We start from the raw sequence: 23,410 nt of genomic DNA on the forward strand, positions 1-23,410 counted from the left end.
GCACCAGAATGCGGCACGGGAGACGACGGGAATGGGCGCGAGCGCCGAAATCGCCGAGGTCAAGCGCGACAAGCCGTGGATCATCCGCACCTATGCGGGCCATTCCACTGCCGCGGAATCGAACAAGCTCTACCGGGGCAACCTCGCCAAGGGCCAGACCGGCCTGTCGGTGGCCTTCGACCTGCCGACGCAGACCGGCTACGACCCCGACCACGAGCTCTCCCGCGGCGAGGTCGGCAAGGTCGGCGTCTCGATCGCGCATCTCGGCGACATGCGGACCCTGTTCCAGGACATCCCCCTGGCGCAGATGAACACCTCCATGACCATCAACGCCACGGCCCCGTGGCTGCTCGCCCTCTACCTCGCCGTGGCGGAGGAGCAGGGGGCGCCGATGGCCGCCCTCCAGGGCACCACGCAGAACGACATCATCAAGGAGTACCTGTCGCGGGGGACCTACGTGTTCCCGCCGGCCCCGAGCCTGCGGCTCACCAAGGACGTGATCCTGTTCACGACCAAGGAGGTGCCGAAGTGGAACCCGATGAACGTCTGCTCCTACCACCTGCAGGAGGCGGGGGCGACGCCGGTGCAGGAGCTGTCCTACGCGCTCGCCATCGCCATCGCCGTCCTCGACACGGTGCGTGACGACCCGGATTTCGACGAGGCGAGCTTCCCCGAGGTGTTCGGGCGGATCTCGTTCTTCGTGAACGCGGGGCTCCGGTTCGTCACCGAGATCTGCAAGATGCGGGCGTTCTCCGAACTCTGGGACGAGATCGCCCAGGAGCGCTACGGCATCCACGACCCAAAGAAGCGCATCTTCCGCTACGGCGTGCAGGTGAACTCCCTCGGCCTGACCGAGCAGCAGCCCGAGAACAACGTCCACCGCATCCTCATCGAGATGCTGGCGGTCACCCTCTCGAAGCGCGCCCGCGCCCGGGCCGTGCAGCTGCCGGCCTGGAACGAGGCCCTCGGCCTGCCCCGCCCGTGGGACCAGCAATGGTCGATGCGGATGCAGCAGATCCTGGCCTTCGAGACCGACCTCCTCGAATACGACGACATCTTCGACGGCAGCCGCGTCATCGACGCCAAGGTCGAGGCCCTGAAGACCGAGACCCGGGCCGAGCTGGAGCGGATCGGCGGAATCGGCGGCGCCGTGGCGGCGGTGGAGACCGGCGCCCTCAAGCGCGCCCTGGTGGAATCGAACGCCCGGCGCATCTCCGCCATCGAGGCGGGCGACCAGATCGTCGTCGGCGTCAACAAGTGGCAGCAGGGCGAACCCTCGCCGCTGACGGCGGGGGAGGGGGCGATCTTCTCCGTCTCCGAGACGGTGGAGATGGAGGCGGCGGGCCGCATCAAGGCCTGGCGCGAGGGGCGCGACGCGGCCGCCGTGCGCGCGGCGCTGGCCGGCCTGGAGCAGGCGGCGCGCTCGGGCACCAACATCATGCCGGCCTCCATCGCGGCGGCGAAGGCGGGCGTCACCACCGGCGAGTGGGGCTCCTGCCTGCGCGCGGTGTTCGGCGAGTACCGGGCGCCGACCGGCGTCACCCTGGAGACCGCCTCGGCGGGGGCCGCCGAGGAGGCGCGGCTGCTGATCGCCGACCTCGGCGAGCGGCTCGGCGAGACGCCGAGGCTCGTCGTCGGCAAGCCCGGCCTCGACGGCCATTCCAACGGCGCCGAACAGATCGCGCTGCGCGCCCGGGATGTCGGCTTCGACGTGACCTACGACGGCATCCGCCAGACGCCCTCCGAGATCGTCGCCAAGGCGAAGGAAACGGGCGCCCACGTGGTCGGCCTGTCGATCCTGTCCGGAAGCCATGTCCCGCTGGTGCGGGAGGTGCGGGCCAAGATGCGGGAAGCGGGGCTCGACCACATCCCGGTCGTCGTCGGCGGCATCATCTCGCCGGAGGACGAGCTGGTGCTGAAGAACATGGGCGTGCGCGCCGTCTACACGCCCAAGGACTACGCCATCGACGCAATCATGATCGGCCTCGGCAAGGTGATCGAGAAGAGCCTCGACGCACGGTCGAACGAGCGGCCGAAGGAAGAGCCGGCGCAGGTGTACTGACGGGGACACCCCGCCCGCGGGGACGGATGGGGCTTCCGTCGGCCGCCCCGATTCAGGGCGCGACCGGCCGGTTCCCTTCGCCCCTGTGCCCTGTACTCTCTCCCTCGCTGGGTCCGCCGCGATTCGCGTCGCGGCGGTGGGGGGAGGGGCCGATGGCGCGGGGGTGGATCGATGCGGTCGCGGGCGGCCTCGCCGCGCTGCTGCTGATGGCGGCGCCGGCCGCCGCGCAGACGAAGCCCCCGCCCGCTCCGGTCCCCAAGACCTTCGCCCGCCCGACCCTCGCGAGCGACGCCGTCCGCCTGGAGGCCGCCCTGAAGGCGGAGGCCCCCGCGCCGCTGCCGCCCGCCGCCCAGTCCCGTCGTAGGGGCGACGCCCTGCTCGAGGCCGACAAGGCCGCCGAGGCGCTGTCCCCCCTCGCCGCCGCCGTGGCGGCCGACCCCGCCGACCCGGCCCACTGGCGCGCCTTCGCCCGCGCCGCGCAGGCGGCGGCCGGCGGGACGGAGGAGGGCGACGTCAAGACCCGCACCCTCCTGCGCGGCCGGGCGCTGGCCGCCGCCTACCGGGCCTACGAGCGCGCCCGCACGGCCCCGGAGGCGGCCGAGGCCCTGGCGCTGCTCGGGGAGAATGCGGCGGACCAGGAGGAGTGGCGCCCGGCGCTCGATGCCTACGCCGCGAGCCTCGCCCTCGCCGACGACGCCGACGTGCGCGGGACCTACGAGGCCCTCCGCGCCGGGCACGGCTTCCGCATCCTCACCTACACCGTCGATTCCGACGCGGCCGCCCCGCGCCTGTGCTTCACCTTCTCCGAGGCCGTGGCCCCGAAGGCGGATTTCGCGCCCTACGTCGCCGTGGCCGGCGGCACCGCGGCGGCGGTGACGGGGGAGGGGTCGCAGGTCTGCATCGATGGGTTGATGCACGGCAGCCGCTACGCGGTGGTCCTGCGCCCCGGCCTGCCCTCCGCGGTGGGGGAGGGCCTGCAGAAGGCCGCCGACTACGAGGTCTTCATCCGCGACCGCACCCCCCAGGCGCGTTTCACCGGCCGCACCTACGTCCTGCCCCGCACGGGGCAGGCGGGCATCCCCATCGTCTCGGTCAACGCGCCGAAGCTCGACGTGGAGGTGCTGCGCATCGGCGACCGCGGCCTGCTGCCGACCCTGCGCTCGGAGGATTTCCTCGGCCAGCTCAGCGGGGCCACGGCGAAGGGGATCGCCGCGCAGAAGGGCGTCCGGGTCTGGGCGGGCAGCCTCGACACCGCCAAGGCGGAGACCAACCGGGAGGCGATCACCGCCTTCCCGGTGCTCCGGGCGGTGGGCACGCTGGAACCGGGCGTCTACGTGATGATCGCCCGCCCCTCCGGCCCGGCCGCCGCCGACGAGGAGGGCTACGCGCAGCAGGCGACGCAATGGTTCGTCGTCTCCGACCTCGGCCTCACCGCCACCAAGGGCCGGGACGGCGTCCATGTGGTGCTGCGCTCCCTCGGCACCGCCCGGGCGATGGAGGGCGCCGAGATCCGCCTGATCGCCCGGGACAACGAGGTGCTGGCGACCCGCAGGACCGATGCGCAGGGCCACGCCGCCTTCGAGGCCGGGCTCGGCCGGGGCGAGGGCGGCACCGCCCCGAGTCTCGTCGTGGCCGCGATCGGCGACGATTACGGCTTCCTCGACCTCGACCAGGGCGCCTTCGACCTCACCGACCGGGGCGTGAAGGGCCGCCCCGAGGGCGGAGGCCTCGACGCCTATCTGTTCACCGAGCGCGGGGTCTACCGCTCCGGCGAGACCGTGCAGGTCGAAGCCCTCCTGCGGGACGCGCGGGGCAACGCCGTGCCCGACCTGCCCCTGACCCTGGTGGTCAGGAGGCCGGACGGGGTCGAAGAGCGCCGGGTCCCGGTGGCGGACCAGGGGCTCGGCGGCCGGGCCTACCCCCTGCCCCTTCTCCCGGGGGCGATGCACGGGACGTGGCGGATCGCGGCCTATGCCGACCCGAAGGCGCCCCCCGTGGGCGAGGCGAGCTTCCTGCTGGAGGACTATGTCCCCGAGCGGCTCGACGTGACCCTCACCCCCGCCGCGCCGCGCCTGAGGCGGGGCGAGCCGGCGCAGGTCGCGGTCTCCGCCCGGTTCCTCTACGGGGCGCCGGGGGCGGGGCTCGACGTGTCCGGCAGCGTCACGGTGCAGCCGGCCTCCGGCAGCGGCATCCCGGGGCTCGACGGGTTCACGGTGGGCCTCGACGACGAGGCGGTGGAGACGACCACGCGGGACCTCCCCGCCCACGCCACCACCGACGGGCAGGGCGCGGCGAGCGTCTCCGTGCCGGTGCCGGAGATCGTCGCCCCGCGGCCCCTGGAGGCGAGGATCACCCTCGCGGTGGCCGAGCCCGGCGGGCGGGCCCTGTCCCACAGCGTGACCCTGCCGATCCTGCCCGCCGGGCCGGTGCTCGCGATCCGCAAGGGCTTCTCCGACCTCAAGGACGGCGACCTCGCCGGCTTCGACGTGGTGATGGCCGCCCCGGACGGGCGCCGCCTGCCGAAGGCGGGCGTGACCTGGACCCTCTCCAAGGTCGAGACGACCTACCAATGGTACCGGGCGGACGGGCGCTGGTCCTTCGAGGCGGCCAAGACCACGAAGCGGGTCGCCAGCGGCACCTTCGACCTCGCCGCCGGGGCGCCTGGCCGCCTCCAGGCGCCGGTCGGGCTCGGGGCCTACCGGCTGGACGTCGCGGCGCCGGGGGCTCCCGACGCGGCGGCGAGCCTCGGCTTCGAGGTCGGCTGGGCGGGATCCGAGACGGCGCAGGCCCCCGACCTCCTCGACCTCACCCTCGACAAGGCCGCCTACCGGGCCGGCGAGACGCTCCACGTCCGCCTCGGCCCGAAATTCTCCGGCCGGGCGAGCGTGATGGTGGTGAGCGACCGGGTCCACGAGATCCGCGAGGTCGGCGTCGCCGAAGGCGGCACCACCCTCGATCTGCCGGTGAAGGCGGAATGGGGGGCCGGGGCCTACCTCGTCGCCACCGCCTACCGGCCCCTCGACCAGGCGGCCAAGCGCCAGCCGGGCCGGGCGCTCGGCCTCGCATGGTTCTCGGTGGACCGGGAGGCCCGCACCCTCGCGGTCTCCGTGGCGGCGCCGGAGAAGGCCCGGCCCCGGCAGGACCTGACCCTGCCGGTGGCGGTGGCGGGCCTCGCCCCGGGCGAGGAGGCGCGGGTCACGGTGGCGATGGTCGATGTCGGCATCCTCGCCCTCACCCGCTACGCCCCCCCGGACCCGACCGGCCACTTCCTCGGCCAGCGGGCGCTCGGGCCCGAGTTCCGCGACGTCTACGGCTACCTGATCGACGGGATGCAGGGCAGCGCCGGGGCGATCCGCTCCGGCGGCGACGCGGGCGGGGGGGAGCTGGCCGACGCACCCCCGACCCAGGCGCCCCTGGCCCTGTTCTCCGGGGTGGTGACGGTCGGGCCGGACGGCACCGCCCGCGTCACCTTCCCCGTGCCCGCCTTCAACGGCACCGCCCGGGTGATGGTCACCGCCTGGAGCGGCACCCGCGTCGGGCAGGCGCAGGCGGACGTGACGATCCGCGACCCCGTGGCGGTGAGCGCCACCCTGCCGCGCTTCCTCGACATCGGCGACCGCTCGCGCCTGTCCGTCGCCCTCGACAACGTGGAGGGGGAGGCCGGCGACTACACCGCCGAGGTCACGCAGGCCGGGCCGGTGGAGATCGGCGGCGGGGCGCGGCGCACGGTCCTGCACCTCGCCCCGGCCGGCAAGGGCCGGTTCGCCGTGCCCCTCACGGCGACGGGGCCGGGCACCGCCCGGCTCGCCATCGCCCTGACGGGGCCGGGCCTCGCCGGGCCCCTCGCGCAGAGCCTCGCGCTCGGCATCGCCCCCGGCACGGGGACGCTGCTCCGGCGGCAGGTCAGAACCCTCGCGCCGGGGGAGAGCCTGACGCTCACCCCGGACCTGCTGGACGACGTGATCCCCGGCACCGGGCAGGTCTCGCTCTCCGCCACGACCCTGCCGGGGATCGACGTGCCCGCCCTGCTCCAGGCGCTGGACCGCTACCCCTATGGCTGCTCCGAGCAGGTGGTGAGCCGGGCGCTGCCGCTCCTCGCGGCGAACCGGCTGGCGGGGCTCGACCGGCCGGCCCCCGACGCGGATGCGGATGCGCGGGTGCGCGAGGCCATCGCCCGCGTCCTCTCCCGCCAGGATTCGAGCGGCGATTTCGGCCTGTGGTCGGCGGAGGGGTCGAACGACCTGTGGCTCGACGCCTACGTCACCGACTTCCTCACCCGCGCCCGCGAAGGGCACTTCGCCGTGCCCCAGGGGCCGTTCGGCCTCGCCCTCGACCGCCTGCGCAACGCCGTCGCCAATGCCGGCGAGGTCGGCGACGGGGGCGCCGCCCTCGCCTATGCCGCCTACGTGCTGGCCCGCAACGGACGGCCGGTGATGGGCGACCTGCGCTACCTCGCCGATGCGAAGCTCAGGGAGGTCCGCACGCCCCTGGGCAAGGCGCAGATCGCCGCCGCCCTGGCGCTGCTGGGCGACCGGGGGCGGGCGGCCCGGGCGATGGAGGCGGCCGTGGCGGCCCTGTCCTCCGGGCGCGACGGGGGCGGCTACCGGGCCGATTACGGATCCCGCCTGCGGGACGGGGCCGGGCTGATCGCGCTCGCCGCCGAAGCGGGCCTGTCCGGCACCGCCCTCGCCCCCGCCGCCGCCGTGCTCGGCCAGGAGCGGGCGGACGGGCGGCCGACCAGCACCCAGGAGGATGCGTGGATGCTGCTCGCCGCCGCGGGCGTGGCGGACCGGGCGAAGGACCTGTCCTTCACCCTCGACGGGGCGCCCCGGACCGGGGCCCTGGCCCGCGCCTACCGGGATGCCGAGCTGGCCGGCGGCGGCCCTGTGCTCGTCAACACCGGCACCGGGCCGGTGCAGGTGGCCCTCGGCGTGTCCGGCCAGCCGCGGGTGCCCGAGCCCGCGGAATCCCGCGGCTACACGCTGGAGCGCAGCCTGCACCGGCTGGACGGCAGCGTGGTGGATCCCGCCGCCGGCATCCGGCAGAACGACCGCCTCGTGGTGGTGCTCAAGGTGACGGAGGCCAAGGCCGAGGCCGCCCGGCTGCTCCTCGTGGACCACCTGCCCGCGGGCCTGGAGATCGACAACCCGAAGCTCCTCGATGCGGACGCCCTCCAGGGCCTCGCCTTCGCGAAGTCCGAGGTGCAACCGGTCCATACGGAGTTCCGGGACGACCGCTTCGTGGCGGCCTACACCCGGGAGCCGGGCCAGCCGGCCTTCTTCACCGTGGCCTACGCCGTCCGGGCGGTCTCGCCGGGGACCTATCGCCACCCCGGCGCCACCGTCGAGGACATGTACCGGCCCGCCCGCTACGGGCGGACGGGCACCGGATCCCTCACGGTGGGGGAGGGCGGGTAGGCCCGGTCAGCCCACCACGATCGGGTAGCAGCGCGCCCCCACGGCGCCGGCCAGGGCCTGGACGGCGCCCACCGTGCCGATGTCGCCCGCCACGTGGATGACGTCGCTCGCCCGCAATTGCGGGAGGTGGGCGCCCACGGGGCCGGGGCGCACGTCCGGCGGGCGCTGGCGCCCTCGCTCCGCGCAGAGCACGATCCGGCCGACGCCGGTGGCGCGCAGCCAGTCGAGGCTCTCGCGCATGTAGAGGTCGAGGGCGTCCGGGGCGCCAATGGAGAGCGCCATGTCGCGCTCCGGCTCGATGTAGCGGGCGGCCCGGGCGATGGCCCAGATCGGCCCGAAGCCGGCCCCCGTGGCGGCGAGGACGAGGCGTCCGCCGCCGGGGCGGTAATGGCTCCGCCCGGTGGGGCCCTTCAGCCTCACCTCGCCCCCCGGGGCGAGGGTGTCCGTCCCGTCGCCGTCCGGGTCGCGGGGCAGGTGGAACACCGCCTCGTTGATCTCGGCCGCGCCATCGACCCGCAGGGTCGGGCTCAGGGCCATGGGGGGCAGGCCGGGCAGGGTCACGGTGAATTGCTGGCCCGGCTCGTGGAGCGGGCGGCGGGTCAGGGTGGCGACGACCTCGAGGATGCCGGGGCCGAGCCGGCGCACCTCCGTCAGCGTGCCCTTGAGGGTGGCTTGGCGGGGGCGCTCCTGCGGCGCGCGGGCGGGGGCGTGCTCCGCCGGGCGGCTCTCGGGCACGTCGGGCAGGGGGGCGGGCGCCTCCCGGCCCCGGCGGCCCTGGGACCGGCGGGCGGCGGGGCCTGCGCCCTGGCCGAGGAGGTTGACGCCGTGCAGCCCCGGCACCGGGGCGATCATGCCTTCGGCCAGGGCGGCTTCGAGGGGCGTGTCCCCGGTGGAGCAGCGCACCGCACGGCCGTTGACGACGAGCGAGCAGCGCGCGCGCATGGCCGGACCCTCGCCCCTTCTCACGACACGATGCAGAAAGGGGGGATCCGGATTCCCACGGACATCGTGCGACACTGGCTCATCCTGGACGGGCGACGGGATCCGGCTCGCCGGGATCTTCAGCAGGGGCGGGCGATCAGGGAATCGACCAGGGCGGCCCAGCGCTCGCGGGTCGCCCGCACATCGTCGTCGGGGGACGATTCGGTGAGCAGCCGGCGCTGCGCCCGCAGGGAGTCGATCTCCTGCCGCTGCACCCGCACCACCGCCTTCATCACGCCGAGCTCGCCCTCCAGCCGGGCGACCATGGCCTCCGTCCGGCCCAGGGCCAGGACGGAAGGGATGGCCTCCGGCGCGGGAACCGGGGCCGCATCGGGCCCGGGCAGCCGGGTGCGCGCCTGATGCGCGAGGCGCACCGGGCGGGCGATCATGCGGCGCACCAGATCCGGGCTCCCCGCCGATTGGAAACGTCTCGCCGCCTCGGCCATCCGCTGATCCCCCACACGCGACCTGTGGATGACCTTGAGGGAACGTGGTTAAGGGGGGCTTAATCCGACCCGCCCGGCCCCTCCCGACGTCATCGCAGGCGACGCGAGGCGGGCCGTCCCGGACCGGGGCGCGGCGGGGATCGCCCCGCGGCGCCGGCCCGCGGGTCCTATGCCGCCTCGGGCGCCGCGCCGACGATCTGCCGGGCCTGGAGCATGGTCATCGGCTCGCCGAAGGCGGGGCCCAGGGCGTATTCGCAGCCGAGTTCGGCGAGCGCCACCGCGTCGGCCTCGGATTCGCAGCCTTCGGCCACGATGGCGAGGTTCAGTTCGCTCGCCATCTTCACGATCGAGCGCAGGATCCCGGTCTGGCCGGAGGTGATCTGGCGCACGAAGGCCCGGTCGACCTTGATCGTGTCGAAGGGGAACCGCTGCAGGTAGGACAGGGCCGAGTAGCCGGTGCCGAAATCGGACAGGCACAGGCCCGCCCCGAGGTCGTGGATGCGCGAGAGCATCTGCGCCGCGTATTCGGGGTTCTCCATCACCAGGCTCTCGCTGAACTCCAGCTTCAGGGAGCCGGCCAGCGCGCCGGAGCGGGCGAGCACGGTCTTCACATCGTGCAGGAGGTCGTGGCGCAGGAGCTGGCGCGAGGACAGGTTGCAGGCGGCGAAGATCGGCGGCTCCACTTCGAGGGAGCGCTGCCACGCGGCGAGTTCGAGGGCGGTGCGCTCCAGGGCGAAGATGCCGAGGTTGACGATCAGCCCGCATTCCTCGGCCAGCGGCATGAAGGTGGCCGCGGGGATGCGCCCGAGCTTCGGGTGGTCCCAGCGCAGCACCGTCTCGAACCCCGCCACCGTGCGGTCGTCGAGGCGCACCACCGGGTTGAACAGCACCCGCATCTCGTTGCGCTCGATGGCCTTGCGCAGGTCGCCCTCCAGCATCAGCCGGTCGGAGCGCTCGGCGCGCATGTGGGCGCGGAACACCTCGATGCGGTCGCCGCCCTGGCGCTTGGCCTGGATCATCGCGACCTCGGCGTTCTTCAGCACCTCGTCGCGCTTCAGGCCGCCCTCGTAGAAGGCGAGGCCGATGGAGACGGTGAGGAAGATCTCCCGGTCGGCATAGGTGATCGGCGTGGCGATGGCCCGCTGGATCATGCTGGCGAAGGCGAGGATCCGGTCCGGGTCGCGCTCGGAGAGCAGGATCACCGCGAACTCGTCGCCGGCGAGCCGGGCCAGGGTGTCCTGCGGGCGCAGCAGCCGGCCGAGGCGGCGGGACAGGGTGAGCAGGATCGAATCGCCGGCCGAGAGGCCGATGGCGTCGTTGATGCCGGTGAACCGGTCGATGTCGAGGACCAGCACGGTGGGCTTCAGCCGGGCGTCCTGTCCGGCGAAGGCGAGGGCGGCGTCGAGCCGGTCGCCGAACAGCTCCCGGTTCGGCAGGCCGGTGAGGCTGTCGTGCACGGCGTCGTGCAGCAGGCGCTCCTCGGCGGTCTTCACCTCGGTCACGTCGGCGATGGTGCCCACCACCCGGATCACCTCCCCGTCCGCCCCGATCACCGGGCGGGCCTTGAGCCGGTACCAGAAATAGCTGCCCGCCGCCGAGCGCAGGCGGAAGTCGTGGACGATGCGCCCGCGCCGCTCCTCGATCACCGTATCGAGGGCCGCCGAGTAGCGCTCCACGTCGAACGGGTGCAGGGCGCCGAGCCAGTTCGCGGCCGGGCCTTCCAGCGCCCCCCGGGACAGGCCGAGCTGCGCCTCGATCTCGGGGCCGGCGAAGATCTTGTCGGCGGGCACGTCCCAGTCGAACACCACGTCGCCCGCCCCGGTGAGGGCCAGCGCCCGCCGCTCGGTGTCGGACACGAGGGCGTGGGAGAGGCCGCTGCCCGCGAAGGCGTGCTGGAGCACGGTGAAGCCGATCAGCATCACGATCAGCACGAGGCCGCCGATCAGCGCCGGCTGCACGAGGTCGCTGCCGATCTGCCCGGTGACGGCGAAGCCCGCCGCCGTCACCCAGATCACCAGCAGCAGCCAGGTCGGCACCAGCAGGATCGCCCGGTCGTAGCCGTTATGGACCGAGAGGTAGAGGATCAGCAGCAGGCCGATGCCGGCCACCGCCGCGATGGAGATGCGCGCCACGCCCGCCGCCACCGGCGGATCGAACACCGCGAGCCCGACGAGGCCCGCCAGGAAGGCGAGCCAGAAGAACGCCACGTGGCTGTAGCGGACGTGCCAGCGGGCGAGGTTCAGGTAGGCGAACAGGAAGACCAGCAGCGTCGCGCCCAGCACCGCCTCGGCGGAGGCCCGGTAGACCCGCTCGGCCAGCTCCGTGACGGGGAAGACCCGCTGCAGGAACCCGAAATCGATGCAGGCATAGGCGAGCACGGACCATGCGAGCGCCGCCGCCGCGGGGAAGATGATGGCGCCCTTCACCACGAACACGATGGTCAGGAACAGGGCGAGCAGGCCGCTGATCCCGATGATGATGCCCTTGTAGAGGGTGAGCCCGGAGGTCTTCCGGCGGTAGGCGTCCTGGTCCCACAGGTGGAGCTGCGGCACGTTCGGGGTGCGCAGTTCGGCGACGTAGGTGACCGTCGTGCCGGGGTCGAGGGTGATGGTGAACTGGTCCGCGTCGGGGTTCTCGTCGCGCTCCGGGCGGATGCCCTGGCTCGCGGTGATGGCGGCGATGCGCGAGCCGCCGAGGTCGGGCCAGATCACCCCCGAGCCGACGAGGCGGAAATGCGGGGCGATGAGGATGCGGTCGATCTGCTCGTCGGTGTCGTTCGTCAGCGCGAAGGCGATCCAATCGGGCCGGGCGCCGGCGTCGCGGGCCTTCACGACGATCCGGCGCTTGATGCCGTCCTTGCCGGCGGCGGTGGAGATCTGCACGAGGTCGCCGTCCGACCGGTAGCGCTCGATGGCGCCGGTCAGGTCGATCACCGGCTGGTCGAGGCCGACCCGCACCGCCTCGACGGCACGGGCGGGGCCGCCGGTGACGAGGCCGCCGACCAGGATCAGGAGGAGGGCGAGGATGCGCAAAGGGCTGACGTGTCCGGCCGGGGGTGTTGGCTTCGGCCGCCCTGGCGACCACGATTGGTAAAGGCGACGCTCACACCCGGCAAGGCCGAGGGCGCGCCGGCCCACCTGTCGCGGATCGCGCCCTTTTGCGGCCAAATCAAGTTGAAGGCCCCTTTGCCGCCCTCTGTTTCCAACCCTCACCCTCATCCTGAGGCGCCCGCCGGGGGCGGGCCTCAAAGGAGGACTCCAGGGATCGCAGCGACTCTTGGAGCGCTCCTTCGAGGCCGCTGCGCGGCACCTCAGGATCAGGCGGGTGTCGGGGTTCCGTCGGTCAGGCCCGCAGGCCCTTCGCGATCCGGTCGAGGCTCGGCAGCCCGGCGATGGGGCCGATGGCGGCCAGCGTGGGCGCGCCGGCCAGCATCGTCGCGGCGGCCGCGCGCACGTCGTCCACCGTCACCGCATCGACCTTGGCGATGACCTCCGCGGCGGGGATCACCCGGCCCCAGGCGAGGATCTGGCGGGCGTTGCGCTCGATCCGGCCGCCGGGGGTCTCCAGCGCCGAGAGCAGGGAGACCTTCAGCTGCGCCTTGGCCCGGGCGATCTCGACCCCGTCGAGGTCCCGGGCCGCCCGGGTGGTGGCCTCCAGGGTCACCTCGATCAGCTCGGCCACGTCGGACCCCGCCGTGCCGGCGCCGATGCCGAACAGGCCGCAATCGGAGAAGGGCCAGTGGAAGGCCTGGATCTCGTAGGCGAGGCCGCGGGTCTCGCGCACCTCGTGCCAGAGGCGCGAGGTCAGGCCGCCGCCGAGCACCTGCGCGAACATGTGCAGGGCGTAGTAGCCCTCGTCCCGGAAGGACAGGCCGGGCAGGCCGATGACGAGGTTGGCCTGTTCGAGCTTGCGCTTCATCCGCCGCTCGCCGCCGCCGCCGTAGCGGCCGGGCTCCATCGGCGGCGCCTCGCTCGCGGGGAGGGCGCCGAAATGCTGCTCCGCCGCCGCCACGATGGCCTCGTGCGCGACGCTGCCCGACCCCGCCACGACGATCCGGTCCGGGGTGTATTCGCGGGCGAGGTAGGCGCGGATGCCCGCCTCGTCGAAGCTGCGGATCGTCTCGGGCCGGCCGATGATCGGCCGCCCCACCGCCTGGCCGGGGAAGGCCACCTCGGTGAAGGCGTCGTAGACGACGTCGTCCGGTGTGTCCTCGATGGCCGCGTATTCCTGCAGGATCACGCCCTTCTCCCGGGCGAGCTCGTCCGCGTCGAAGGTGGCCCCGGTGAGGATGTCGCCGATCACGTCGAGGGCGAGGCCGGCATCCTCCCCGAGCACCCGGGCGGTGTAGCTCGTGGTCTCGGTGGAGGTGGCGGCGTTGATCTCGCCGCCCACGTTCTCGATCTCCTCGGCGATGTCCCGGGCCGAGCGACGGCCCGTGCCCTTGAACGCCATGTGCTCGATGAGGTGAGACAGGCCGCTCTCGTCCGCCCGCTCGTGGCGGGAGCCCGCCCCGACCCAGACGCCGAGGCTCGCGGTGGCGACTCCCGGCATCGGCTCGGTGACGACGGTGACGCCGTTGGCGAGCCGCGTGACCCGCAGGGTGGGGGAGGCGGCGTGGGTCGAGAAATGCTGGTTCATCGCGCGGCTACCCGCCCTTCGTGATGCGGGCGCGCTCGCGGATCAGGCGCTCGATGGCCCCCTGGTCGGCGGCGACGCGGGTCAGGCGCTCGGGCCGGTCCATCAGGTCGGCGAGGTGCGGGGGCAGGGCGGGCCGCCGCCCCCCCGTCGCCTTGGCGACCGCGTCGGGGAACTTCGCCGGGTGGGCGGTGGCGAGCGCCACCACCGGCGTGGCCGGGTCCTTCTCCAAAAGGCGCCGGCCGGCGTTCACGGCGATGGCGCTGTGCGGGTCGAGGGTCACGCCCGTGGCCGCATGGGTCAGGGCGATCTCCTCCATCACCGCGCGCTCGGGCACGGCGTGGGCGTCGAACTCGTCGCGGACCTTGGCCAGCACCGCCGGATCGAGCTGGAACCCGCCCGATTGCCTGAGCCCGGCCATCAGCCGCGACAGGCTCGACGCGTCCCGGCCCAGGGCCTCGAACAGCAGCCGCTCGAAGTTCGAAGAGATCTGGATGTCCATGGAGGGCGAGGTGGTGGGCTCGACGCCGCGCAGCTCGTAGGCGCCGTGCTCCAGGGTGCGGACCAGGATGTCGTTGGCGTTGGTGCCGATCATCAGGCGCTTGATCGGCAGGCCCATCTTCTTGGCGACCCAGCCGGCGAGGATGTCGCCGAAATTGCCGGTGGGCACCGCGAAGGAGACCTCCCGGTGGGGCGCCCCGAGCGCCACCGCGCTGGTGAAGTAGTAGACCGTCTGCGCCGCGACCCGGGCCCAATTGATCGAGTTCACCCCCGACAGGCGCACCGCGTCGGCGAAATCCCCGTGCTGGAACAGCGCCTTGACGATGTTCTGGCAATCGTCGAACGTCCCGTCGAGCGCCAGCGCATGGACGTTGGGCGCCTCGACCGAGGTCATCTGCCGGCGCTGCACCTCCGAGACCCGCCCGTGCGGGTAGAGGATGAACACGTCCACCTGATCGAGCCCGCGGAACGCCTCGACGGCGGCCGAGCCGGTGTCGCCGGAGGTGGCGCCGACGATGGTGGCGCGGGTGCCCCGCTGGCGCAGGACATGGTCCATCAGCCGGCCGAGGAGCTGCATCGCCACGTCCTTGAAGGCGAGCGTCGGGCCGTGGAAAAGCTCCAGCAGGAACAGGTTGTCGTCGAGCTGGCTGATCGGGCAGACCGCCGGGTGCCGGAACGTGGCGTAGGACTCGTCGATCATCCGGTCGAGGTCGGCGTCGGCGATCTCGCCATCGACCAGCGGGCGCAGCACCAGCTTGGCGGCTTCCGCGTAAGGCTTGCCGGCGAGTCCGGCGATGGCGTCGCGGCCGATTCGCGGCCAGGTCTGCGGGACGTAGAGCCCGCCGTCGCGGGCCAATCCGGCGAGCAGCGCATCCGAGAACGAGAGCGGGGCGGCCTCGCCGCGGGTCGAGACGTGGAGCACAGGGGCCTCCGTGGGAAGGCGGTCCCTCTACACGATGCGGGCGGGCATGTCGAAACGGGGGCGGGTTGCGCGAGGCGGGGGTGGCACAGGGCGGCCCGGCGATGCTTTCTCGTCCGGACCCGGCCCCGGCCCTGCCAACCCCAGGCTGGGGGATTCGTCGCCTTGCCCCGGTGCACAGGGTGCACTACTATCCTGTTCCACGGAACCCGGCCTTGCCGACGGTCCATCGCTGCGACGGCTTCCGGATCGACATCCGCTCCCGGGATCACAACCCGCCGCATTTCCATATGATCGGTCCGGACTTCCACGCCCTCGTCAGCATCAGGACCCTGGAGGTTCTGGAGGGGACGTACACCCGGAAGGCCCTGGCCGAGGCCGTCGCGTGGGCGGGGCAGCGGACGGACGCCCTGATGAGCGAGTGGAGGCGCCTCAATGAGCGAGACTGACACCGACATCGTCACCATCGGCCGTCCGCTCCCGAAGCTCGCGGGCGTCGCGCCGGGACCGCGCCGCTTCACGGTCGTGGCGCGCTGGGCCGAGGGGGGCCGCGCCGGCCGCACGGATCTCGTGGACCTCGCGCCGGTGATCTTCACCTTCAAGGTCTTCCGGCCCCTGCGCGACGGCACGGTGCCCTTCGCGGACCTGCGCCTGGGCGACTGGGGCGCCTCGGTGGTCTGGCCGGGCCATGACGACCTCGATATCGGGGCCGAGACGATCGAGGACATGGCGGAGGCGGCCATGACGAATGCCGACTTCTCGGTCTTCCTGAAGCGCAACAACCTCACCCTGGATGCCGCCGCCGCCCATCTCGGGATCGCCCGGCGGCTCGTGGCCTACTACGCCAAGGAGCGGGAGATCCCGCGCTTCGTCGCGCTCGCCTGCAAGGAGTTGGATCGCGTCCTCACGCGCTGATCCCCGGCGCCTTCGTGAGGCGGCAGCCGGTGATGCGCCACTCGCCGTCGGGCTGGCGCTCCAGGGTGTAGTCCGCCGTCCAGTCGGTGCCGGATTCGTCCTGGATCGCCACCGACTGGCCCACCGCCGTGTCGCCGAGGTCCCGGGCCGTGCCGAAGACGAAGCTCCGGTGGCGGTAGACCGGCTGGTACTGGGTGCGCACCATCCCGAGGAACAGGTCCGCGTTGGGGAAGACGTCCCGGATCGCCGGGGCCGCCTGGGCGTAGGCGGTGGGCGCGTCGTCCCGGCCGAAGGCCTCGGCCTGCCGGGAGATGACGGTCCGGGCCGCGGCCTGCTCCGCCTCGCCGGCCGCAGCCCCGGACCCGATGCACCCCAGAACGAGGACGAGGCAGGTGAGCGCGCGCATCGGTGGTCACTCCACGGGAGCAACCATGGATTGTAGGCGCCCCGGCCGTCCCGGCAAGGCGCCCCGGGGCGTTCAGGCCGGGACGGCCGCGGCGAGGGCGGCCAGCGGCAGGGCGGCGAGGTCGATGGCCGCGGCGGCCACCGGCAGCATCGCCGGCCAGCGCCCCGCCGGGGCCGCGCCGGGCCGGGCGCGGGCGAAGGCCAGGACGAGCATCGGCACGAGGGGCAGCAGGTAGCGCCCCTGCGGCCCGTCGATCCGGCTCTCGCCGACATTCGTCCAGGTCAGGTACTGCGACAGCAGCACCAGCCAGAGGCAGGCCAGGGCGGCGGCGGGCAGGATCAGGCGCTCCGGCCAGGGCGGGGGCACGCCGCCCCGGAGCAGGACGAGGGGCGCGAGCAGGGCCAGCGCCCAGGTCCCGTACACGACCGCCGGCAGCGGCCTGTCGAGCCAGCCGAAGATGCCGATGGCGCCCTTGGCCAGCATGGTCAGGTGCTTGATCGTGCCGAGGTAGTGCCCCGGCAGGGTGAGGAGGCGGGCGGGCCGGTCGAGGAGGACCTGCCCCTGCGCCTTCGGGTCCGTGGCGGCGAAGGTCGCCGGGCGGGGGCCGGACCAGAGCGGCCCGGCCTCGTAGGCGTTGCGCGGCACCGGGGTCGCCACGGTGGCGGTCGCCGCCGCCGTCCAGAGCGCGGCGGGCAGGACCGCCAGCGCGGCGGCGGCGAGGCGCCGGGCGGCGTGGCGGGCGAGGCCGCCGCCGCCGTCGCCGTCGCCGGCCCGGGGGAAGGGCACCAGCAGCATGGCGGCGAGCCCGGCATAGGGCGGCTTGGCCAGCACCACGAGGGCGAGGCTCAGGATCGCCCCGATGAGGCGCAGGCGGGCGCCCGGCCCGGCGAGGGGCCGGGGCGTCAGGAGCGCGGCGGCCAGGGCGGAGAGGGCGATGATCGGCGCGTCCTGGTTGAACGAGGCCGCGAGCGACAGGGTCATCGGCAGGGCGAGCAGCGCGAATAGGGCCACCCGCCCGCGGGTCGCCAACGCCAGGGCGGCGAGGGAGAGGGCGATGGTCGCGGTCGCGTTGGCGAGTCGGCCGAGATAGAGGCAGACCTCCGGCGCGAGCCCGAGGAGCCGCCCGGAGGCGAGCCCCGCCGCGGCCGGGGCGTAGAGGAAGGGCGGGTAGGTCCCCACCGTGTAGAGGGGCACGAACACCCGGCCCCTGGCATCCGGCGCGCCGTCCTCCGCGGCGAGGCTGCCGCCGAAATCCTTGGGGCGCGAGAGGGCCGCCCGCGCCCAGACGGGATCGAGCCGCACGCCGGCCGCCACATGGGTCGAGCCGTCGGCATAGCGCACGCTCTCCCGGTGGCCGACGACATCGCCCTGCATCAGGGCGGCGGCGCGGGCGAGGTGGGCGGCCTCGTCGGCGACCTCGCCCGGCGGCACGATCAGCGCCAGGGCGATGCAGACCGGGGCGCACAGGCACAGGTAGGCGAGGCACCAGAACCGGGGGCCGGAGGGCAGGCGGATCACGCGGCGATGTCTCCGCCGGGGGAAGTCCCGCCCGGTACGGGGGCACCCTCGGGCATGGCCCGGCCGAGGATCCGGCGCAGGCGCAGCATGAGGAGCGCCGTGGCCAGCGCCCCCGCGCCGAGCACGCCGAGCCGCAGCCATTCCGCCGGGCCGGCGCCGGAGAGGAGGTGGCCGCCCCCGCGCCCCAGGGCGCCGAGGGCGACGTAGGCGAACAGGGCCGGCAGGGCGGCGAGCGTGCCGAGGGCGTAGTCGCGCAAGGACACCGCGCTCGCCCCGAGGGCGAGGCTCGTGGGCGCGAAGGGCATGATCGGCGAGAGGCGGATCAGGCAGACGAGGCGCCAGCCCTCCGCGGCCAGGGCCCCGTCGAGGGCGGCCAGGCGCCGTCCGCCGAGCCGGGCCAGCGCCCGGGCGCCGAGGACCGTCCGGGCGAGGCCGAAGGTGACGAGGGCGCCGGCCATGGTGCCCATCGCCGCGACGCAGAACCCCTCCACCGGCCCGAGGAGCGCGCCCGCCGCGATGCCGACCCCGGAGGCGGGCACCACGCCGGAGGCGGCCACCAGGGCCTGCACGACGAGGAGGATCGCCGGCCCGGCCGGGCCGAGGCCCCTGAGGCCGGCCGCCAGCCGCTCCGCGGCGTCCGGGGCGAGGAGGCCCACCGCCAGGGGCGCCGCGGCCAGGGCCGCCAGCAGCGCGAGGCCGGCGAGGCGGGAGGCGGTCGCCAGGCTCACGGCCGCACCTCCAGGGGCGCCGCCCCGTCGGCGAAGAGTGGGTCCGCCCGCAGGCCGGAGCGGTGCAGGCGGTAGGCGAGGCTCGTGCGCAGGACGCCGAGCCCGTAGATGCAGGAGCGGCGGAAGTTGATGGACGAGGCGTCGTCGAAATACCGGGTCGGGCAGGAGATCTCGCCGATCCGGAAATCCCGGTGCATGGCCTGGGCCAGCATCTGGTTGTCGAACACGAAGTCATCCGAGCACCGGTCGAGGGGCAGGGCCTCCAGCACGGCCCGGCTCCAGGCCCGGTAGCCGGAATGGTATTCGGACAGCTTCTGGCCCATCAGCCAGTTCTGCACCAGGGTGAGGCCGCGGTTGGCGATGTACTTGTAGACGGGCATCCCGCCCTTCAGCGCGCCGTTGCCGAGGATGCGCGAGGCCAGCACCGCGTCGTACTCGCCCGAGACGATCATCGAGGCCATCGCGGTGACGAGGCGCGGGGCGTACTGGTAGTCGGGGTGGAGCATCACCACCACGTCGGCGCCCCGTTCCAGGGCGGTGCGGTAGCAGGTCTTCTGGTTGCCGCCGTAGCCGAGGTTGCTCCCGTGCCGCACCGTATGGATGCCGAGGCGCTCGGCCACCGCCACCGTGGCGTCGCGGCTGGCGTCGTCGATGAGGATCACGTCGTCGACGATGTCGAACGGGATCTCCCGGTGGGTGCGATCGAGGGTCGCCGCCGCGTTGTAGGCGGGCAGGACGACGGCGATTCGGTGTCCGTGGAGCATCGGCTGGATCTTCGGCAGGCTTCAGGCCCGCTCGCCGGGACGGGCGGCGGCGGCGGAAGGGGGGGAAGGCGCGGGGCGGAGGAGGGCGGCCCCGATCTCCGGCAGGGCGGCGGCGAGGAGGCGGGCGGCCCGCAGGACCTCCCGGGCCTCGCCGGGGGAGCGCCGGAGCAGGGCCTGGCTCAGGCGCAGGGGGACCTGTGCGCAGAAGGCGGTCGCCACCAGGGCGAGGGCGACGGCCCGGCCATGGTGCTTGCCGGCATAGAGGATCTCGCTGCGCAGGATGTAGAACAGCCGGTGCGCCCGGGCCTGCCGGGTGGTGCCCTGGCCCAGGTGCCGGGCGCTGGGCCCGGCGAGGTGGCGCACGGCGTAGCCCGCCCGGCGGGCCCGCAGGCACAGGTCGACATCCTCGTAGTAGACGAAGAACCGCTCGTCGAAGCCCCCGAGGGCGGCGAACAGGTCCCGGCGGATCATCAGGAACGCGCCCATCACCTGATCGACGGCCCGGTCGTCCCCGTGGTCCCAGTCGCGCAGGAAATGCGGGGGCACGAGGCCGAGCCGGTCGAGGGCGAGAGCCCGGCCGAGCATCCCGCCCGGCGTCGGCGCCCGGGCGCAGGAGCGGGCGGTGGTGCCGTCCGCCTCCGCCAAGCGCGCGCCGACGATCCCCCAGCCGGGCTCGGCGAGCAGGGCGGCGCGGGCGCGGGGGAGCGCGTCGGGCGCCACCCGGGCGTCGGGGTTGAGGAACAGGATCGCCGGGGCGGTCCCCCCCGCCGCGCCCTGGTTGCAGGCCCGGCCGAAGCCGAGGTTCTCCCGGTTGCGGACGATCCGGAACGGGCCGGGGAGGGCGGGCAGCCCGTCGAGGGAGGCGTCGGTGGAGGCGTTGTCCACCACGGTGACCGCCACCCGCGCCGCGCCGTCCGAGGCGGCGAGGCCCGCGAGGCAGTCGCGCAGCAGGGTGCCGCCGTTCCAGTTGACGATCACCACGTCGAGATCCGCGGCGGCGGCCATCACGGCAGGTCCCCCGGCGGGCCGAGGCGGCCGAGGAGCCCGTCGCGGGCCGCCCCGGCGAGGCGGCCGAGCACGGCGGGCCGGCAGCCCGAATCGGCCCAGTACAGGGCGGCCTGGGCGGGCAGGTAGAGCCCCTGGGCGAGCTTCCACGACAGGGGCAGGTGCGGCAGCCGCCACGCGTAGACGCTGTTCCTCAGGTAGGTCGCCATGCGGAACAGGGGCTGGCGGGGCATCGCGATCCCGAAGGCGCGGATCGTCCCGCCGCCCACCCGGTGGGGGAGGGAGACCGAGGGGTCGAGGTAGCTGCCATGGCCGCGGCTCCAGGCGCGGAAGCACCATTCGAGCTCGACGCCGTCGATGAAGAAGTCGGCCCGGAACGGCCCCGTCTTCGCGAAGGCGGCGAGGTCGAGGAGCGTGCCGGAGGTGGCCAGGAACTGCACCGGCCGCAGCCCCGCCACCGCCTCGGCGCCGGGGCGGGCGGGGTAGGCGGGGGCCTTGTGGCCGGCGGCGGCGGCGGGGGCGGGCCCGACCGCGGCCGGGGCCAGGCCCCGCGCCCGCAGGCGCGCCCGCGCCGCGAGGAGGGCGCCGGGCAGGGCGGGGTCGGCCGCCGCGTCCTGATCGAGGAGGTAGAGGCCCTCGGCCCCCGCCGCCGCCGCCGCGGCGGCCAGACGGTTCAGGGCCTCGGCGATCCCGAGATTCGCGCCGTCCCCGAGGATCACGAAACCCGCATCCTCCAGGGCGCCCCGGGCGGCCGGATCGAGGGCGGAGTTGGCGAAGGCGAGCCGCGCCCCGAGCCCGTCGGGCAGGCGCCCCGGCAGGGCCGCGACCTGCGCGGCGGTGGGGTGGAACAGGGTGATCCCGGCGGCGATCCGCCCGAGCCCCGGCGCGGGGACGGCGGTCGCCGGCTCCGGAAGCGGGGACGGCATGGGCGGCGATCCGGATGATGGCCTTCGGAGGGGCCGTGTGGACGGTCCCAATACGGTTTTCATGAGGCTGCCGCCAAGCTCGGCCGCCGCGCGGGACGCTTTTGAGTGGGAAAAATGCACACCTCTCGGCCGAGGGCGGCGGGCACCTCGCGGGCGGGCGCGGCCGCCGAGGGCCGCCGCCGTCTTTGCGAGCGAAGCGAAGCAACCCAGGGAACCGCCACGTCCGGAAGCCCCCCGCTGCCCTGGGTCGCTTCACTGCGTTCGCGATGACGGGGAGGGCCCTCCGGCAGCACCGCCGTCCTTGCGAGCGAAGCGAAGCAATCCAGGGCGCCGCCACGTCCGGAAGCCCCGCGCTGCCCTGGGTCGCGTCACTGCGTTCGCGATGACGGCGAGGGGCACACGGCGGCACCACCCTCACAGCTGGAGCGGGGCGTTGTCGATGACCTCCTTCATCACGAAGAAGGTCCGCAGCTGCCGCACCCCCGGCAGGCCGAGGAGGGTGAGGCTGTGCAGGCGGTTGAAATCCGCCATGTCCGAGACCCGGATCTTGAGGAAGTAGTCGAAATCCCCCGCCACGAGGTGGCAGTCGAGCACGGTGGGGATCGCGCGCACCGCGGTCTCGAAGGCGGAGAAGCTCTCGGGCGTCGAGCGGTCGAGGACCACGCCGACGATGACCAGCGTCCCCCGCCCGACCCGCGCCGGATCGATCAGCGCCCGGACCGCCCGCACGACCCCCTCCGCGAACAGGGCCTGGAGCCGCCGGTGGCAGGTGGCGGCGCTGGTATTCACCCGCTTGGCGATCTCGGCATTGCCCATCCGCCCGTCGGTCTGGAGCAGGCGCAGGATCCGGAGATCGGTCCTGTCGAGGGGAGACGGGATGGACGATTCTTTCATTCCGGGCCTCTCGGGCGGGAGCGAACTCCGTTCACATCCCCATCTGCGGAACAGTTAGGCAATCCGCAGGGCGAGATCGAGAGCACCTTTCAGGGGAAGTTGGCTAGTTTTCCGGCGTCAAGGACCCCGGAGAGACCCGATGCTGGAGCAGTTCGCGCGCTACCCCCTCACCTTCGGCCCCACGCCGATCGAGCCGTTGAAGCGGCTCTCGGCCCATCTCGGGGGCGAGGTCGAGATCTACGCCAAGCGCGAGGATTGCAATTCCGGCCTCGCCTATGGCGGCAACAAGCTGCGCAAGCTCGAATACATCGTGCCGGACGTGCTGAAGTCGGGCGCCGACACCCTGGTCTCCATCGGCGGCGTGCAGTCGAACCACACCCGCATGGTGGCGGCGGTGGCGGCCAAGCTCGGCCTCAAGTGCCGGCTGATCCAGGAGGCCTGGGTGCCGCACGAGGATGCGGTCTACGACCGGGTCGGCAACATCCTCCTGTCCCGGCTGATGGGCGCCCAGGCGCAGCTCGTCGATGACGGGTTCGACATCGGCATCCGCGACAGCTGGAAGCGGGCGCTGGCCGAGGTCGAGGCCGAGGGCGGCAAGCCCTACGCGATCCCCGCCGGCGCCTCGGTGCACAAGTACGGCGGGCTCGGCTACGTCGCCTTCGCCGAGGAGGTCCGGGCCCAGGAGAAGGCGATGGGCCTGCACTTCGACTACATCGTCGTCTGCACGGTGACGGGCTCGACCCATGCCGGCATGGTGGTGGGCTTCGGCGCCGACGGGCGCGCCCGCCACGTCATCGGCATCGACGCCTCCTGCACGCCGGAGCAGACCCGGGCGCAGGTTCTGGAGATCGCCCGCAACACCGCCGCGCTGATCGGCGCCGCCCCCGTGGCGGACGAGGACGTGGTGATCAAGGAGGACTACGCCTACCCGGTCTACGGCGTGCCCTCGAAGGAGACCGTGGAGGCCATCCGCCTCTCGGCCCGCCTGGAGGGGATGATCACGGACCCGGTCTACGAGGGCAAGTCGATGCAGGGGATGATCGACCTCGTGCAGAAGGGCTTCTTCCCCAAGGGCGCGAAGATCCTCTACGCCCATCTCGGCGGCGCCCCGGCCCTCAACGGCTACAGCTACACCTTCCGCAACGGCTGAGGGAGTCGGCCTGGCCATTGCGGGCGTGTCCGGGGCGGGCCGAACCCCGGCGCCCCCCGCGGGGGGAGGGGATTCGTCCCGATGCGGCGCGAGGCCAAGCCGTGTAGTCTTCCCGGAGACGGCGGCCGCCGCGGGAAGGGGCA

17 protein-coding genes are annotated in these 23,410 nt (G+C 73.8%); 5 read left to right on the top strand and 12 right to left on the bottom strand.

Features of this window, described 5'->3' with window-relative positions; genetic code table 11:
- The first annotated feature begins 31 nt into the window (after positions 1–31).
- Positions 32–2,062, top strand: coding sequence for a protein meaA (locus MKK53_RS08595; RefSeq protein WP_243928269.1), 2,031 nt, complete (start codon positions 32–34; stop codon positions 2,060–2,062).
- A 152-nt stretch (positions 2,063–2,214) separates the two neighbouring features.
- Positions 2,215–7,479, top strand: a complete 5,265-nt coding sequence (locus MKK53_RS08600; RefSeq protein ID WP_243928270.1) for an alpha-2-macroglobulin family protein — start codon at positions 2,215–2,217, stop codon at positions 7,477–7,479.
- 6 nt (positions 7,480–7,485) lie between these two features.
- Here the strand turns inward: MKK53_RS08600 and MKK53_RS08605 are convergent, their stop codons facing one another.
- The 5 genes from MKK53_RS08605 to thrC form a co-directional block, all read right to left on the bottom strand.
- Positions 7,486–8,421, bottom strand: coding sequence for a ferredoxin--NAD(+) reductase (locus tag MKK53_RS08605; protein ID WP_243928271.1), 936 nt, complete (start codon positions 8,419–8,421; stop codon positions 7,486–7,488).
- Positions 8,422–8,540: 119 nt separating this feature from the next.
- A complete protein-coding gene (locus MKK53_RS08610) occupies positions 8,541–8,849 on the bottom strand; it encodes a hypothetical protein (protein WP_243928311.1) in 309 nt (102 codons plus the stop codon).
- A gap of 224 nt (positions 8,850–9,073) precedes the next feature.
- Positions 9,074–11,938 carry an EAL domain-containing protein gene (locus MKK53_RS08615; protein ID WP_243928272.1) on the bottom strand — a complete coding sequence of 955 codons (2,865 nt, stop codon included), beginning with the start codon at positions 11,936–11,938 and terminating at the stop codon, positions 9,074–9,076.
- 310 nt (positions 11,939–12,248) lie between these two features.
- A complete protein-coding gene (locus MKK53_RS08620) occupies positions 12,249–13,544 on the bottom strand; it encodes a M16 family metallopeptidase (RefSeq protein WP_243928273.1) in 1,296 nt (431 codons plus the stop codon).
- A 7-nt stretch (positions 13,545–13,551) separates the two neighbouring features.
- Positions 13,552–14,964 carry a threonine synthase gene (gene thrC, locus MKK53_RS08625; protein ID WP_243928274.1) on the bottom strand — a complete coding sequence of 471 codons (1,413 nt, stop codon included), beginning with the start codon at positions 14,962–14,964 and terminating at the stop codon, positions 13,552–13,554.
- A gap of 212 nt (positions 14,965–15,176) precedes the next feature.
- Here thrC and MKK53_RS08630 point away from each other — a divergent pair, with 212 nt between their 5' ends.
- Together MKK53_RS08630 and MKK53_RS08635 are read left to right on the top strand one after the other, a co-directional pair.
- Positions 15,177–15,410 (top strand): DUF4160 domain-containing protein, encoded by a 234-nt coding sequence (locus MKK53_RS08630; RefSeq protein WP_243928275.1) that lies wholly within the window; start codon positions 15,177–15,179, stop codon positions 15,408–15,410.
- Positions 15,397–15,876: a hypothetical protein gene (locus MKK53_RS08635; RefSeq protein WP_243928276.1), complete on the top strand. Its 480-nt coding sequence runs from the start codon at positions 15,397–15,399 to the stop codon at positions 15,874–15,876. Before MKK53_RS08630 ends, MKK53_RS08635 begins: the two co-directional genes overlap by 14 nt.
- Here MKK53_RS08635 and MKK53_RS08640 read toward each other — a convergent pair.
- The 7 genes from MKK53_RS08640 to MKK53_RS08670 form a co-directional block, all read right to left on the bottom strand.
- On the bottom strand, positions 15,866–16,282 hold the full coding sequence (locus MKK53_RS08640) for a DUF4864 domain-containing protein (protein WP_243928277.1): 417 nt from the start codon (positions 16,280–16,282) through the stop codon (positions 15,866–15,868). The two genes, MKK53_RS08635 and MKK53_RS08640, sit on opposite strands and share 11 nt — an antisense overlap.
- Positions 16,283–16,354: 72 nt before the next feature.
- A complete protein-coding gene (locus MKK53_RS08645) occupies positions 16,355–17,800 on the bottom strand; it encodes a DUF2142 domain-containing protein (RefSeq protein ID WP_243928278.1) in 1,446 nt (481 codons plus the stop codon).
- Complete coding sequence (locus MKK53_RS08650; RefSeq protein ID WP_243928279.1) at positions 17,797–18,528, bottom strand: TVP38/TMEM64 family protein; 732 nt, start codon at positions 18,526–18,528, stop codon at positions 17,797–17,799. The genes MKK53_RS08645 and MKK53_RS08650 overlap by 4 nt, the downstream gene beginning before the upstream one ends.
- Positions 18,525–19,292, bottom strand: coding sequence for a glycosyltransferase family 2 protein (locus MKK53_RS08655; protein WP_243928280.1), 768 nt, complete (start codon positions 19,290–19,292; stop codon positions 18,525–18,527). The genes MKK53_RS08650 and MKK53_RS08655 overlap by 4 nt, the downstream gene beginning before the upstream one ends.
- A 21-nt stretch (positions 19,293–19,313) precedes the next feature.
- Entirely contained in the window at positions 19,314–20,297 is a 984-nt protein-coding gene (locus MKK53_RS08660; RefSeq protein WP_243928281.1) for a glycosyltransferase family 2 protein, read from the bottom strand.
- Positions 20,297–21,223, bottom strand: a complete 927-nt coding sequence (locus tag MKK53_RS08665) for a glycosyltransferase family 2 protein (protein WP_243928282.1) — start codon at positions 21,221–21,223, stop codon at positions 20,297–20,299. Before MKK53_RS08665 ends, MKK53_RS08660 begins: the two co-directional genes overlap by 1 nt.
- Positions 21,224–21,637: 414 nt before the next feature.
- The gene (locus tag MKK53_RS08670; RefSeq protein WP_243928283.1) at positions 21,638–22,117 is read right to left on the bottom strand and encodes an Lrp/AsnC family transcriptional regulator; all 480 of its coding nucleotides are present in this window, start codon (positions 22,115–22,117) and stop codon (positions 21,638–21,640) included.
- Positions 22,118–22,256: 139 nt separating this feature from the next.
- On the opposite strand from MKK53_RS08670, the gene MKK53_RS08675 reads away from it, so the two are divergent.
- Complete coding sequence (locus MKK53_RS08675) at positions 22,257–23,267, top strand: 1-aminocyclopropane-1-carboxylate deaminase (RefSeq protein ID WP_243928284.1); 1,011 nt, start codon at positions 22,257–22,259, stop codon at positions 23,265–23,267.
- Positions 23,268–23,410 lie beyond the last annotated feature (143 nt).

Origin of the sequence: Methylobacterium sp. J-076, assembly GCF_022829405.1 — a bacterium.
Taxonomy (GTDB): Bacteria; Pseudomonadota; Alphaproteobacteria; order Rhizobiales; family Beijerinckiaceae; genus Methylobacterium.